The following is a 14,223-nucleotide window of genomic DNA, read 5'->3' on the forward strand; positions in this document are numbered from 1 at the left end:
TTTGGCACATCAGGAGTTTCAATGTCTCAAGCAAACCCCACGCGCGAAGATTTCGCAGCCCTTCTGCAGGAATCCTTCGCCGCTAACGATCTCGCCGAAGGCTATGTCGCCAAGGGCATCGTTACCGCGATCGAAAAGGACGTCGCCATCGTCGACGTCGGCCTCAAGGTTGAAGGTCGCGTTCCGCTGAAGGAATTCGGCGCCAAGTCCAAGGACGGCACGCTGAAGGTCGGCGACGAAGTCGAAGTCTACGTCGAGCGCATCGAAAACGCGCTTGGTGAAGCTGTTCTCTCGCGCGAAAAGGCTCGCCGCGAAGAAAGCTGGGCCAAGCTCGAAGTCAAGTTCGAAGCCGGCGAGCGCGTCGAAGGCGTCATCTTCAACCAGGTTAAGGGTGGCTTCACCGTCGATCTCGACGGCGCCGTTGCCTTCCTGCCGCGTTCGCAGGTCGACATCCGTCCGATCCGCGACGTCACGCCGCTCATGCACAACCCGCAGCCCTTCGAAATCCTCAAGATGGACAAGCGCCGCGGCAACATCGTCGTTTCGCGCCGCACGGTTCTGGAAGAGTCGCGCGCCGAGCAGCGTTCTGAAATCGTCCAGAACCTCGAAGAAGGCCAGGTTGTTGACGGCGTCGTCAAGAACATCACCGATTACGGTGCGTTCGTCGACCTCGGCGGCATCGACGGCCTGCTGCACGTCACCGACATGGCCTGGCGCCGCGTCAACCATCCGTCGGAAATCCTGTCCATTGGCCAGCAGGTCAAGGTTCAGATCATCCGCATCAACCAGGAAACCCACCGCATCTCGCTCGGCATGAAGCAGCTCGAGTCGGATCCGTGGGATGGCATCGGTACGAAGTACCCGGTCGGCAAGAAGATCTCCGGTACCGTCACGAACATCACCGACTACGGTGCATTCGTCGAGCTGGAGCCGGGCATCGAAGGCCTGATCCACATCTCCGAAATGTCCTGGACCAAGAAGAACGTACACCCCGGCAAGATCCTGTCCACGAGCCAGGAAGTCGACGTTGTCGTTCTCGAAGTCGACCCGACGAAGCGCCGCATCTCGCTCGGTCTCAAGCAGACCCTCGAGAACCCGTGGCAGGCCTTCGCGCACAGCCACCCGGCTGGCACGGAAGTCGAAGGCGAAGTCAAGAACAAGACCGAATTCGGCCTGTTCATTGGCCTCGACGGCGACGTGGACGGCATGGTTCACCTGTCGGATCTCGACTGGAACCGTCCGGGCGAGCAGGTCATCGAAGAGTTCAACAAGGGCGACGTCGTCAAGGCTGTCGTTCTGGATGTGGACGTCGACAAGGAGCGCATCTCGCTCGGCATCAAGCAGCTCGGCCGTGACTCGGTCGGCGAAGCTGCTGCTTCCGGCGACCTGCGCAAGAACGCAGTCGTTTCGGCTGAAGTCATCGCGGTCAACGACGGCGGCATCGAAGTGAAGCTCGTCAACCACGAAGACATCACCGCGTTCATCCGTCGCGGCGACCTGTCGCGTGACCGTGACGAACAGCGTCCGGAGCGTTTCTCGGTCGGCCAGACCGTCGACGCCCGCGTCCTGAGCTTCTCGAAGAAGGATCGCAAGATCCAGCTTTCGATCAAGGCGCTGGAAATCGCCGAAGAGAAGGAAGCCGTCGCACAGTTCGGTTCGTCCGACTCGGGCGCTTCGCTCGGCGACATCCTCGGCGCGGCTCTGAAGAACCGCAACAACGCCGAGTAAGCCTTCGCTTACGAAATGAAGAGCCCGCGGGGAGCGATCCCCGCGGGCTTTTTCTTTGGAGATTTGTCAGGTCCAGTAGTCGCCGAGCTTCTGGTAGAAGACGAGGCCGGGCTCCAGAACGCCGACCATCTCCGCCGTCTTCTCGCGACGGCGCGCCATGTCTGCGCTTTCGGGCTCTTCGCCCGGGGCGTCGCCCTCCGCTTCCGCTTCCGCCTGCGCCTCGCCGCCGCCGTCTTCGCCTTGGTTTTCCTCGCCAGCCTCGTCCTGCTCCGCCTCGCGCGGTTCCGGCCATTCGACATTCTCTTCGGCCGGCAGGTAGGGCACGAAGGCGAGCGGCACGCCCTCGCGCAGCATCGGCGTTGCCACAAGCCTTTCCGGCGTGGCGTCGGCAAACGCCACGGCGGGGGCGGCCCCGCGCGCCTGCTGCAGGGGCAGCGGCTTGTCGGGTTCGCCTGCCGGGCGCGGCTGTGTCGAATGCGTCGTCTCCGGCTGCGCCTTACCGCCTGTCCGGGCGCTGTCCTCCGCCTGACCGCGGACTATCTGGGCGAGCTCCTGCTCGACCTCCGGCCCGAAGGGGCGTTCGAGCAGCGTGCGCAGGAAGCTCGCCTCTTCCGGCGAAAGATTTTCCATCAGATGCGCGACGGCCTGCATCAGCATTTCCGGCGGCATGTCCCGCGTCACGGCCTGCAGCACGCCGCGCGCGAGTGCCTGGCCGGCTGCATTGGCGATCTGCGACCGCACCGGCGTCTCGGCGCGCTTCGCGATGAGGGCGGGCGCATCCAGTTCTTCGGCGCTGCCTTGATGGCGGAGCGTCGCGGCGGCGGCTTCCAGCGGTTCCTGTCCTCCGGTTCTGGCGGCGGGCAGGCGGGGTTCCGCGCGGGCCGGCCCACCGGTCGCAACGGCAGCCCGGTTCTGGACGGGCAGCGGCTCGTCGGCCTCGGCCGTATCGACGGGCAGGGCACGGGGCCTGCTGTTGCCGTCGAGATCGAAGATGCGCTTCAGCACGGTCTGGAGCGCGCGGGCATCGCCGGGCGTCTGTCCGGCCTGCTGCGTGCCGTCGTGGCGCGCGACGGCGGCAAGCTGCTGGGCGGTGAGCGCGACCGGTTTCTGCTGGCGTTCGGCAGCGCCTCCGGCAAGCGTCTCGGCCGGCAGGCTGGTTGTCAGGAGATTGGCGAGCTTCTGCGCTTCCGGTCCGTTCGGATTACGCACGACCTCGACGAGGCTGCGCGTCGGCATGGCGGAAAGCACGGTGCCGATCAGCTTCTCCACGCTCGGGCGCAGCTCCGGCGGCAGCCTTGTGATGATGTCGGCGAGCTTGCGGCCGCCTTCCCCGCCGGGCATGGACTTCAGGAGGGTGAGCAGCGTTTCGAGAAGGTCGCGGCCGGGATCGTTCCCGCCGGCCGGCGGCATGTGCTTCAGCATGGTCTCGATAAGACGCAGGAGCACTTCGGCGCGCAGATTGGCAAGGGCGGCGGCGGAAAGCTGCGGCTTGACGGCGGCATCGGCCGTCCCGCCTGCCTGAAGGGCAGGGGTGGACTGCGCTGTGCCGGTCGTCGGTGCCACATGCGGCAGCATGCCCGCCTCCTGTTCGCCCTGCCGATGCCGTCCATCGCAAGGGCCTGCCAATGTTCCATCGTCCGTCGGATGGCGCATCATGCGCGACGCTGCGAAGTGACAAGCTGTCGGCCCGGCGAACCGGGCATTCATGCGGGGGCGGCGGGATGAACCGGCAGAGCACTGGACCGCTGACTGTGCGGGACGGGAAACCCGGAACGCCGAACAACGCTTTGGTTCCTACCATTGGCATTTTATGGTTAACGAAATGCTAACAGGCCATGAATACTTCGCAGATGCAGTAGAACGGCGAGGTTGCTTTCGCAGCGCCCTTGCCCCTTATGCTCGGCTCGCGTAAATCTTCCCGGCACTGTTGGCCGGAGGCGGGCGGCGGATGCGGCGGAGACCCCTGATGAACCTCACCAACCTCATCCTCAATACCGACAGCTACAAGTTCAGCCACTACCTGCAATATCCGCCGCAAACGCAGGCGATCTCCTCCTATGTCGAGGCGCGCGGCCATTCCGACCATGCCGAGGTGCTGTTCTTCGGCCTCCAGATGTTCCTCAAGGAATACCTGTCGAAGCCCGTGACGCTTTCGGACATCGATGAGGCGGAGGCGATCGTCACCGCCCATGGCCTGCCGTTCAACCGCGAAGGCTGGGAACATATTGTCCACAAGCACGGCGGCTACCTGCCGCTCCTCATCGAGGCGCTGCCGGAGGGCACGCTGGTGCGCCGCGGGGTGCCGGTGGCGCAGGTGGTCAACACGGATCCGGCCTGCTTCTGGCTGACCTCCTATATCGAGACCGCGCTGCTGCGCGCCATTTGGTATCCGAGCACGGTCGCCTCCAATTCGCGCAAGGTGAAGCAGATCATCCAGCCCATCCTGGAAAGGACCTGCGACGACCCGGCCGCGGTGCTGCCCTTCCGCCTGCATGATTTCGGCGCACGCGGCACAACGAGCTTCGAGCAGGCCGGCATCGGCGGCGTCGCCCATCTCGTCAATTTCATGGGCACGGATACGGTGACCGGCGTGCTCTATGCCCGCCGCTACTACGGCGCAGACATGGCCGGCTTCTCGATCCCGGCCTCCGAGCACTCGACCATGACCTCCTGGGGGCAGGGCCGCGAGGCGGAAGCCTATGGCAACATGATCGACAGGTTCGGCGCCAAGGGTCTCTATGCCGTCGTGTCGGACAGCTACGACATCAACAATGCCGTTTCGGAGATCTGGGGCAAGCAGCTCAAGGATCGCGTGCAGGCGGCCGGCGGCACGCTCGTCGTGCGCCCCGACAGCGGCGATCCGGTGGAAACCCCGGTGCAGGTGGTGCGCCAGCTTGCCTATGCCTTCGGCACGCATCTCAACGCCAAGGGCTACAAGGTGCTCGACAACAGCGTGCGCGTTATCCAGGGCGACGGCATCTCGCCGGCGGATATCGGCCTCATCCTCGGCCGGCTGGAGGCCTTCGGCTTCTCGGCGGAGAACATCGCCTTCGGCATGGGCGCGGGGCTTCTCCAGCGCGTCAATCGCGATACCTATTCCTTCGCCATGAAGGCCAATGCCCGGCAGGACACCAAGGGCGCCTGGCACGACGTCTACAAGCGCCCGGCGACCATGAACGTCAAGGCCTCCAAGGCCGGCCGACAGGCGGTGGTCGAAGGCTATCTCGGCCCGGAAGCGGCGCGCATCGACCAGCTCGCCGGCCGGCAGAACCTGTTGCAGCCGGTCTGGCGCGACGGAAAGCTGCTGGTGGACTGGACCCTCGACGAGGTGCGCGCCCGCGCCGTCTGAGGCCCTTGCGGTCCGGCCCCGGCCGCTCCATCTTCAGGTCGATGACTGGAGACGAGAGATGACGGTTCGCCCGCCGCAGGCGCTCGCCCCTTCCTTCACAAAGGATACGGGGCTCAATATCCTCGAATACGAATTGATGTCGGAGCGGGCGGATTCGCTCGGCCGGCATGGGCTGAAGGTGGAGAAGGCGCTGGCTCTCCTTGCCGAGCGGCTGGCCGCCGGTTGCGGCGGGCAGGAGCGCGAAGACCTCCTCGACGACGCGGCCGACAAGGTCTGGGCCTTCTTCATCCAGCGCGAAATGTGCGGCCTGCGCAGCCAGAAGGACGCGATCCGCCGCTACGGCATTCCGCCGGAGGTCATGGCGCGGCTCGGCATCGTGCGGAGCAAGCCGTAGCCGTCAGGCGACGAGCTGGCGGGTGATGAGGTCGTAGATCCCGTTGTCGTCGACGCGCAGCACGAAGATATCCTTCCTCGCCTCTTCCCGTTCCTGCTGCTCGCGGGTGCCGGCCGTATCGAGATTGCGCACCGCCTCGCCGCTGGTCTCGGCCGGCTTGTCCGTGCCGGATGCCGCATTGTCGCGGGGTTTCTCCGCCGTCCTGACGGCGATCGCCGTCGCCTCGGCGCCTGCGGCCAGAAGCTGGATCGTGTCGAGCACGTCGCCGAAGGTCTTGTCGCCCGTCTCGCCCTTTGCGGCGTCCTCATGGGTGCGGCCCACGGCATCCTGAAGCTTCCGGACGTCCTCCAGCCTGTCGCCGGCTTCGAGCTTGCCGATCGTTTCCTCGCGCTCCTTGCGCGTTTGCGCATCCTCGATGCGGGTCGGGTCGCGCCGGCTCCGGTCGAGCCTCAGTTCCTCCAGCGATTTCGGCTTCGCCGTATCTTCGAGGCGCGCCAGCACCTTGCGCATTTCCGGCGTCAGCGCTTTTTCCGCCTCCGCCTTGTCGGCCAGCGCTTCCTTCACGCGCTGGGCGCCTGCCCCATAGGGATCGCGGATCGCCGCGACGAGGTCGCTTGCCCTGAGGCCGAGATCAGAAAGGCCGGTGGTCTTTTCGAGCGTCGCCACGTCCGCCGGCAATTCGCCGCGCTGGCGCGTGAGCATGGCGGAAAGGCGCTGCTGGAAATCGGCATCCGCCTCGTCTTCGCCCTGCGTCACGCCGGTCGCGAGGGCAAGGCGGGCGACGAGGTTCGCGGCCGCGTCGTCCGAGGCGCCGCTCATCGCCTGCTTTACGGCGGAAAGGGTCGTGCCGAGCGAAAGCAGGGTGACGCCGGACGTGCTGTCCTTGGCCGGAAGCCCGACGCTGTCGATGAGGGTGAGCTTGTCGGCGAGGCGCTGGGCGAAGGCACGGGCGGTCTCGCCGTCCTGCTGGCTGACGCCGAGCGTCTCGCTGAAACGGGAGATCAGCTTGGCGAGCGTGTCGCCGCCGCGGGCATTGCTGCCGAAGAAATGCTCGTTGATGCGGGCATTGGCCTGGCGTGCGGTATCGTCCGAGCGCAGCTCGGCCTGGGCGCGGATCTCGTCCTTCTTCTGCCCGCTCGCCTTTTCCGCTTCCTCGCGGCGGCGATCCTCGATCGTCTCGACGATCGACTGCATGGCCGAGACGGCGGCGGTGGACTGCGCGCTCTGCAGGGGTGTCAACATGGCAACCTCCGGTCTTGCCCGAAGAATACCGTCGAGGCCGTTAACTGGACGTTAAGCCTGTCCCGCCCGGGCCGGCGCGGCATCCGGCGGCTCCGGCCGGCAGACGATCGTCACGAGCACGAAGCTGACATAGAGCAGCAGATACCACGAGCCGAGCTTGGTGAAGGGCACCATGTGCCATGTCTGCTGGCCCGGATAGAGCCAGACGCCCGTCGCCGTGCCGATGTTCTCGGCAATCCAGAGGAAGATGCTGGTGAAGAAGGCGGCAACCACGAGCGGCATCCAGCGCGGCTTTTCCTCCACCGTGTAATAGATGCGCACGCGCCCGAAGAGCAGCACCGTGGCGGCGAAGAGGGCGATGCGGATATCGGCGAGGAAGTGGTGCAGGTAGAAATTGGCGTAGATCGCGGCCGCCAGCAGCGCCGTCGCCCAGAACGGCGGATAGCGCGTGAAGCGCATGTCGAAGATGCGGATGGCGCGGGCCATATAGCTGCCGACCGAGGCATACATGAAGCCGGAAAAGAGCGGCACGCCGCCAAGGCGGATGATCGCCTCCTCCGGATAGGCCCAGGACCCCATATGGACCTTGAAGATTTCCATGGCGGTGCCGACAAGGTGATAGATCAGGATGACCTTGGCTTCCTCGACGGTCTCCATCTTCAGTGCGAGGAAGGTGACCTGGATCGCGAGCGCCGACACGAACAGCGCGTCGTAGCGATGGATCGGCCAGTCCGGCTGCCAGACGAGCTTGGTGAGGATGATGAGGCCGAGCATCAGCCCGGCGAAAAGGCAGGCCCAGGCCTGCTTGAGACCGAACAGGATGAATTCGGCAAGCCCGGAGGGGAGCCTTTCGAGCCGGCCGCGGATCAGCCGGCGCAGCGGCTCCAGCGTCGGCCCGGTCTGGTGCGGCCTGTCGCTCTCCACGAAGGGGCTCAGCTATGGGCGAAGATGTCGGTCTCGTCCCAGCCGAGCAGGTCGAGCTTGGCGCGGGTCGGCAGGAAGGCGAAGCACGCATCCGCATGCTCGGCCCGGCCATCGCGCAAGAGGCGGGCGGTGAGCTTGTCGCGCAGCGCATGGAGATGCAGCACGTCCGAGGCGGCATATTCGAGCTGCGCGGGCGAGAGCGTCTCGGCGGCCCAGTCGGAGGACTGCTGCTGCTTGGAAATGTCGACCTCGAGCATTTCCTTGAGATTGTCCTTGAGACCGTGGCGGTCGGTATAGGTCCGGGTCAGGCGCGAGGCGATCTTGGTGCAGAAGACCGGCGTGGTGGTGACGCCGAAGGTGTGGAACAGCACGGCGATGTCGAAGCGGCCGTAGTGGAAGATCTTCTGGCGGGCCGGATCCTCCAGCATGGCGGTGAGGTTCGGCGCCTCCTTCTGGCCGGCGGCGATGCGGATGACGTCGGCGGTGCCGTCGCCCGGCGAGAGCTGCACGACGCAGAGCCGGTCGCGGCGCGGCACGAGGCCGAGCGTTTCGGTGTCGATGGCGATGGCGCCGGTATAGCGGGCGGCGTCGGCGGCGGGGATGTCGCCTTCGTGATACCGGATTGCACTTGCCATGAAAAACCCCATCTAAGCTATCTGAATATCCGCTGGCCTATAGCGCATGTTGCCCGCCTGCGGTACCTCTTTATGAAATGCGGAAGGCCGGCGCGCTGCCGGAAAAGACGATGAAGACACCAGCGATCCTTGCCCTCCTCGCGGTCCTGCTGCCCGCCGCCGCCGGTCACGCGCAGGCTTTCAAGGACCTTCCCGGCGTCGTCCCGTCCGACGCCACCGAGGAATACAGCAACAGCAACGGCATGAATTGCCGGCAGGCCATCGAGGTGCCGCGCAGCACGAAATCCCGTTGGATGCCGCGCAATGTCTATGTCTGCGAGGAAAACGGCATCACCTCGAGCAGCACGAGGCTGCCGCCCTCCAGCATTCGCGCCCTGCGGGGCCTCAACTGGTAGGCGGCAGCGCCCGCTGCGTTGTCAGGCGCGCTTGATGACCTTGATGAGCACGAGCAGGATGACCGCGCCGATCGTGGAGTGGATGATCGCGGCGACGATGCCGCTGCCGAGGCTGATGCCCAGCGCGGGGAAGAGGTAGCCGGCGATGAACGCGCCGACGATGCCGACGACGATGTTGCCGATCAGCCCGAAACCGAAGCCCGAGACGATAAGGCCGGCAAGCCAGCCCGCGATCGCGCCGACGATGAGGAATACCAGAATGCTTTCAATGCCCATGATGTGCTCCCTTTGACGGTCTCATTCCGTCGCCTTCCAGAATGTGGCAGGCGCGCGGGGGAAAGCAAGGGGGCGCGTGACGGGGCTTCCGGCGCGATGCGCTAGAAAACCCGTGCCCTTATCGGCGCGCGCCCCGCATCGATCCCGATGAGAAGACAGATGGCCGCGAGCGTTGCCGAAGCGATGGCGGTGGCGCCCAGTCCCAGAACAATCATTGCCCGTTCCTCCTGACGACATTGTCAGTGTGCATGGCCGTCCTACGCGCGCGAGCTTGCCCGTGGCTTGTGCAACGTCGGGTCGAGTTAATTTTAGCGATGCCAGAAGTGGACTATGAACCATTAACCTTCAGGCAAGGAATTAACCATAAACATGGGCTCTACACGTCGGAATGGGAAATTCGCCGTTTCTCACCCAGGCATGACGCCGAACCGCCGTACCGGAACCGAGCCGGTATTCGAGTTTCACCGAATTTGATCATGGATCGTCGAGTGGTGCCGCAGGCCGCTTTGCCGGCAGGGCGCCGCTCCGTGAGCACGGCTCGGCCAGCCTTCGTCCATGAAAGAATTCAGCGGCCGCCGCGAGGCGGCCGGGCATCATGGTTTGGGAGCAGATTGGTGCAGGAAATGCCGGCAGAACACGCACGAACGGGACAGGCAGCCAGCCTGCGCGACCGTTTGCGCTTTGCCGGCGTCGAGGCCGACCAGGGCGAATTGCTCCGCCGCCATCGCCAGACACTCGAACGGCATGTCGAGACGGCCCTTCGCGATCTCTTCCAGCGCTTCCAGACCTTTCCCGATGCCGCCCGCCATTTCCAGAGCGAGCGCCAGATCGACCGCCTGCACGACCTCCAGAGCTCCCACTGGAGCGTGCTGACCGACGCCCGCTTCGACGGGCTCTATGCCGAACGCGTCAAGGTCCTTGCCGACAGCGAAAGCCAGATGGGCCTTGACCCGCGCTGGCGCATTGCCGGCCATTCGGTCGTCGTCGAGACGGTCGTCACCGGCCTCATCGAGGAATACTGGCCGAAATCCATTCTGCCCGGCGGCAAGGCCCGCCGCAAGGAACTGACCGATCTCGTCTCCGCCTTCCTGCGCACGGCCATGGTCGATGCGGAGATCGGCGTCTCGCTGCGCTTCAACCAGATGCGCCACGCGCATAACCGCGCGCTCGGCGAACAACGCAAGGAAGACCAGGCCGAACTCGACCGCGTCTTCGGCGATGCCATCCGCGGCCTTTCGCAGCTCGATTTCTCCGCCCGCGTCACCGGCGAGATGCCCGAAGCCTGGCGCGATCTTGCCGGGACGCTGAACGACACGCTCGCTGAAATCCAGACGCGCCTCACCGCCGTCGCCGACAATGCGAACGAGAGCGACCGGCTCGTCGCGACGCTCGCCTCCGGCGCGGGTACGCTCTCGGCCCGCTCCGCCGAGCAGTCCGCCAACCTCATCGAAACCGCCAACGCCCTCGGCGCCATCGTCGAGCGCGTGCGCAACACGCTCGGCGAAACGCGCAAGGCGCAGGGCGCCGCCGCCTCGACCCAGCAGTCGGTCGCGCTCAGCGGCTCCATCGTCGGCGAAGCGATGTCCGCCATGGCGGATATCGAGGCATCGGCGGAGAAGATCGGCCAGATCATCGGCGTCATCGACGAGATCGCCTTCCAGACCAACCTTCTCGCGCTCAATGCCGGCATCGAGGCCGCCCGTGCCGGCGACAGCGGCCGCGGCTTTGCGGTCGTCGCGCAGGAAGTGCGCGCGCTCGCCCAGCGCTCGGCCGATGCGGCGCGCGAGATCAAGCAGCTCGTCACCGGCACCAAGGCGCAGGTGGAAGCCGGCGTCGAGCATGTTCACCGCACCCAGGACGCGATCGGTAACATCGTTCGCCAGGTCGAGGGCATCAACGAGGCCATCACCGGCATCGCGCGCGAAAGCGCCGCCGATGCCGAGGGGCTGGAAGGCGTTACCGCCGAGATCGGCCGGACCGGCCGCGCGCTGGAGGCCGATGCCACGGACGCCGGCCGCGTCGGCGCGATGGGCGGCGATCTCCAGACGGTCATTCTCGAACTCGGCCGCACGGTGCGGGAATTCCACCTTGCCCAGCGCGATCCGCGCCCGGCCCGGCCCGCCGCGCGCGCCGTGCCCGAGCGGATCGAGACGCCGGCCTCTCCTCTCGATTTCCTGACGGTGCGCGCCGCCGGCTTTGGAGGCTGAGATGGTCGAAAGGCGGCCCCGGCACTGGTTCTCGACGGCGCGCAGCCGGCTTTCCGACGGAAGCCAGCCGCCCGCGGCCAAGACGATTTTGGACAGACGCAGACAAGGAACACCCTAATGGCGAGCAAGAAAGCCGCTCAGAAAAGTCTAAGCCTTGCCCCCGTTCTCGATCTCAACGAGGCCTCGGCCCTGCACGCGCAGCTCATGAGCCTCAAGGGCAATCCGCTCGTCATCGATGCTTCGGCGGTCGAGCGGGTGGGTGCGCTCTGCGCCCAGGTTCTAATGGCGGGCGCCAAAAGCTGGGAAGAGGACAGGCAGCCCTTCACCTTCAACAAGGTGTCCGACCCTTTCATCAAGACGCTGCAACTCATCGGCGTGAACATCGATCACTTGCTGGCACAGGAGGCTAGGCAATGAAGAAGAAAGTCCTGACCGTGGACGATTCCCGGACGATCCGGAACATGCTGCTGGTCACCCTCAACAATGCGGGCTTCGAGACCATCCAGGCCGAAGACGGCATCGAGGGCCTGGAAGTGCTGGAAAACGCGAACCCGGATGTCATCGTCACCGACATCAACATGCCGCGCCTCGACGGCTTCGGCTTCATCGAGGGCGTGCGCCGCAACGAAAAGTACCGGGCGATCCCGATCCTCGTCCTCACCACCGAGAGCGACGCCGAGAAGAAGAACCGCGCCCGCCAGGCCGGTGCGACGGGCTGGATCGTCAAGCCCTTCGATCCGACCAAGCTGATCGACGCAATCGAGCGCGTAACCGCCTAAATCCAGGATTCTCCCGATGGATATGAACGAAATCAAAGAGATCTTCTTCCAGGAGTGCGAGGAGCAGCTCGCGGAACTGGAATCCGGTCTCTTGAAGCTGAACGACGGTGATCGCGACCCCGAAACGGTCAATGCCGTGTTCCGTGCCGTCCACTCGATCAAGGGCGGCGCCGGTGCATTCGGTCTCGACGATCTCGTCTCCTTCGCCCATGTGTTCGAGACGACACTGGATTGCGTTCGATCCAACAAGCTGGAGCCGACCCAGGACGTCCTGAAGGTCATGCTGAAGTCTGCCGACGTGCTGGCGGACCTCACCAATGCGGCGCGCGACGGCGGAAGCGTCGACGAGGCGCGCAGCCGTACCCTGATCCGCGAGCTGGAAGCGCTGGCCCATGGCGAGGCGCCCGCCGCCGCCGAGCCCGCGCCGAAGCCTGCCGCTGCCCCCAAGGCCGCCGCGCCGGCGCCCGTGGTGGAGCAGCCGCCGGTCAACGACGAAGGCTTCCAGCCGATCCCCTTCTCCTTCGGCGATTTCGACGAGGAACCGGCCGACCATTACGTGCCGACCGTCCAGGTCGCGTTCAAGCCGAAGAAGGACCTCTACGCCAAGGGCAACGAAGCCGTCCTCCTGCTGCGCGACGTTTCCCGCCTCGGCGAGATGAGCGTCTATTGCGACATGGACGCCCTGCCGACGCTCGACAAGATGAACCCGGAGGAAGCCTATTTCTCCTGGAAGATCTCGGTGACGACCGAGAAGGGCGAGGACGGCGTGCGCTCCGTCTTCGAATTCGCCGAATGGGACTGCGACCTGGATATCCAGACCATCGAGGAAGACGTGGTCAGCGAGGCGACCGGTGACGAGGAGCTGCCGATGCAGCCCGTTCCCTTCGACCTTTCCATGCTCGACGACGGTGGCGCCGCTGCCGCCGATGAGCCGGCCGTCATCGAAAGCGATGCCGCCGCTGCCGTCGCCGCCGCCGAAACCGCCACCAAGGTCGCACAGGTTGCAAGCCGCGCCGCGGAAAACGCCAAGGCCGCTGCCGCCGCCTCGGCCGCCAGCGCCGCGCAGGCGAACCAGGCCGCCGCTGCAGGCCAGACGATCCGCGTCGATCTCGATCGCGTCGACCGCCTGATCAACCTCGTCGGCGAGCTCGTCATTAACCAGGCGATGCTCTCGCAGAGCGTCGTCGAGAACGACACGAACGGCACGTCCTCCATCAACATGGGCCTCGAGGAGCTGCAGCAGCTCACCCGCGAGATTCAGGATTCGGTGATGGCGATCCGCGCGCAGCCGGTGAAGCCGGTCTTCCAGCGCATGGCCCGCACCGTCCGCGAAATCGCCGACATCACCGGCAAATCGGTCCGCCTCATCACGGAAGGTGAGAACACCGAAGTCGACAAGACCGTCATCGACAAGCTCGCAGAGCCGCTGACGCACATGATCCGCAACGCGGTCGACCACGGCCTCGAAATGCCGGAGAAGCGCGAAGCCCTCGGCAAAAACCCGGAAGGCACCGTCCGCCTCACGGCAAAGCACCGCTCGGGCCGCATCGTCATCGAGCTTGCCGACGACGGCGCCGGCATCAACCGCGAGAAGGTGCGCCAGAAGGCCATCGACAACGACCTGATCGCCGCCGATGCGAACCTGTCGGACGAGGAGATCGACAACCTGATCTTCCACGCCGGCTTCTCCACCGCCGACAAGGTATCGGACCTGTCCGGCCGCGGCGTCGGCATGGACGTCGTCAAGCGCTCGATCCAGGCGCTGGGCGGCCGCATCTCGATCTCGTCCAAGCCGGGGCAGGGCTCCGTCTTCACCATGAGCCTGCCGTTGACGCTCGCCGTCCTCGACGGCATGGTTGTCACGGTCGCCGGCCAGACGCTCGTCGTGCCGCTGACGGCCATCGTCGAGACGCTCCAGCCGGAAGCCTCCGCCATCCATTCCTTCGGCGCCTCGCAGCGGCTCATCTCGATCCGCAACTCGTTCTGCCCGCTGGTGGATGTCGGCCGGATCCTCAACTTCCGCAACACGCAGGCCAACCCGATGGACGGCGTCGCGCTCCTCGTCGAATCGGAAGGCGGCGGCCAGCGCGCCCTGATGGTCGATGCGATCCAGGGCCAGCGCCAGGTCGTCATCAAGAGCCTCGAGGCGAACTACACCCACGTCCCGGGCATCGCCGCCGCCACCATTCTCGGTGACGGGCGCGTCGCCCTCATCCTGGACGTCGATGCGGTCGTCGCCGCCTCGCGCGGCCAGTCCCTGAAACAAGACATCTCGCTTGCTGCCACCGGTTAAG

At 65.6% G+C, this 14,223-nt stretch carries 13 protein-coding genes; 8 read left to right on the top strand and 5 right to left on the bottom strand.

From position 1 onward, the window contains the following. The first annotated feature begins 21 nt into the window (after positions 1-21). Positions 22-1,728 (top strand): 30S ribosomal protein S1, encoded by a 1,707-nt coding sequence (rpsA, locus tag ACZ48C_RS02160; RefSeq protein ID WP_119257647.1) that lies wholly within the window; start codon positions 22-24, stop codon positions 1,726-1,728. 66 nt (positions 1,729-1,794) lie between these two features. On the opposite strand, the gene ACZ48C_RS02165 is transcribed toward rpsA, so the two are convergent. Next, a complete protein-coding gene (locus ACZ48C_RS02165) occupies positions 1,795-3,303 on the bottom strand; it encodes a hypothetical protein (protein WP_464782059.1) in 1,509 nt (502 codons plus the stop codon). Between the two features lie 391 nt (positions 3,304-3,694). Here ACZ48C_RS02165 and ACZ48C_RS02170 point away from each other — a divergent pair, with 391 nt between their 5' ends. Further along, positions 3,695-5,077: a nicotinate phosphoribosyltransferase gene (locus ACZ48C_RS02170; RefSeq protein WP_464782060.1), complete on the top strand. Its 1,383-nt coding sequence runs from the start codon at positions 3,695-3,697 to the stop codon at positions 5,075-5,077. Positions 5,078-5,135: 58 nt separating this feature from the next. Further along, positions 5,136-5,471, top strand: a complete 336-nt coding sequence (locus tag ACZ48C_RS02175; RefSeq protein ID WP_464782061.1) for a DUF6665 family protein — start codon at positions 5,136-5,138, stop codon at positions 5,469-5,471. A gap of 3 nt (positions 5,472-5,474) precedes the next feature. On the opposite strand, the gene ACZ48C_RS02180 is transcribed toward ACZ48C_RS02175, so the two are convergent. Genes ACZ48C_RS02180 through ACZ48C_RS02190 form a run of 3 tightly spaced genes read right to left on the bottom strand, consistent with a single transcriptional unit; the run spans position 5,475 to position 8,272 of the window. Further along, positions 5,475-6,713, bottom strand: a complete 1,239-nt coding sequence (locus tag ACZ48C_RS02180) for a hypothetical protein (protein ID WP_464782062.1) — start codon at positions 6,711-6,713, stop codon at positions 5,475-5,477. Positions 6,714-6,764: 51 nt separating this feature from the next. After that, on the bottom strand, positions 6,765-7,637 hold the full coding sequence (locus ACZ48C_RS02185; protein ID WP_464782063.1) for a DUF817 domain-containing protein: 873 nt from the start codon (positions 7,635-7,637) through the stop codon (positions 6,765-6,767). Positions 7,638-7,645: 8 nt separating this feature from the next. Next, positions 7,646-8,272: a ribonuclease D gene (locus tag ACZ48C_RS02190; protein ID WP_119257775.1), complete on the bottom strand. Its 627-nt coding sequence runs from the start codon at positions 8,270-8,272 to the stop codon at positions 7,646-7,648. 110 nt (positions 8,273-8,382) lie between these two features. Between ACZ48C_RS02190 and ACZ48C_RS02195 the strand changes: the two genes are divergently transcribed. Then, on the top strand, positions 8,383-8,667 hold the full coding sequence (locus ACZ48C_RS02195) for a hypothetical protein (RefSeq protein WP_162911441.1): 285 nt from the start codon (positions 8,383-8,385) through the stop codon (positions 8,665-8,667). A 21-nt stretch (positions 8,668-8,688) separates the two neighbouring features. Here the strand turns inward: ACZ48C_RS02195 and ACZ48C_RS02200 are convergent, their stop codons facing one another. Next, positions 8,689-8,943 (bottom strand): GlsB/YeaQ/YmgE family stress response membrane protein, encoded by a 255-nt coding sequence (locus ACZ48C_RS02200; protein ID WP_119257653.1) that lies wholly within the window; start codon positions 8,941-8,943, stop codon positions 8,689-8,691. A gap of 623 nt (positions 8,944-9,566) precedes the next feature. On the opposite strand from ACZ48C_RS02200, the gene ACZ48C_RS02205 reads away from it, so the two are divergent. The 4 genes from ACZ48C_RS02205 (at position 9,567) to ACZ48C_RS02220 (ending at position 14,222) form a co-directional block, all read left to right on the top strand. After that, positions 9,567-11,150: a globin-coupled sensor protein gene (locus ACZ48C_RS02205; RefSeq protein WP_464782064.1), complete on the top strand. Its 1,584-nt coding sequence runs from the start codon at positions 9,567-9,569 to the stop codon at positions 11,148-11,150. Positions 11,151-11,267: 117 nt separating this feature from the next. Beyond that, a complete protein-coding gene (locus ACZ48C_RS02210) occupies positions 11,268-11,567 on the top strand; it encodes an STAS domain-containing protein (protein ID WP_119257654.1) in 300 nt (99 codons plus the stop codon). Then, positions 11,564-11,929, top strand: coding sequence for a chemotaxis response regulator CheY1 (gene cheY1, locus ACZ48C_RS02215; protein WP_069059983.1), 366 nt, complete (start codon positions 11,564-11,566; stop codon positions 11,927-11,929). The genes ACZ48C_RS02210 and cheY1 overlap by 4 nt, the downstream gene beginning before the upstream one ends. Before the next feature lie 16 nt (positions 11,930-11,945). Continuing rightward, complete coding sequence (locus tag ACZ48C_RS02220) at positions 11,946-14,222, top strand: chemotaxis protein CheA (protein ID WP_464782065.1); 2,277 nt, start codon at positions 11,946-11,948, stop codon at positions 14,220-14,222. Position 14,223 lies beyond the last annotated feature (1 nt).

The organism is Shinella sp. 1A1 (genome assembly GCF_055379515.1).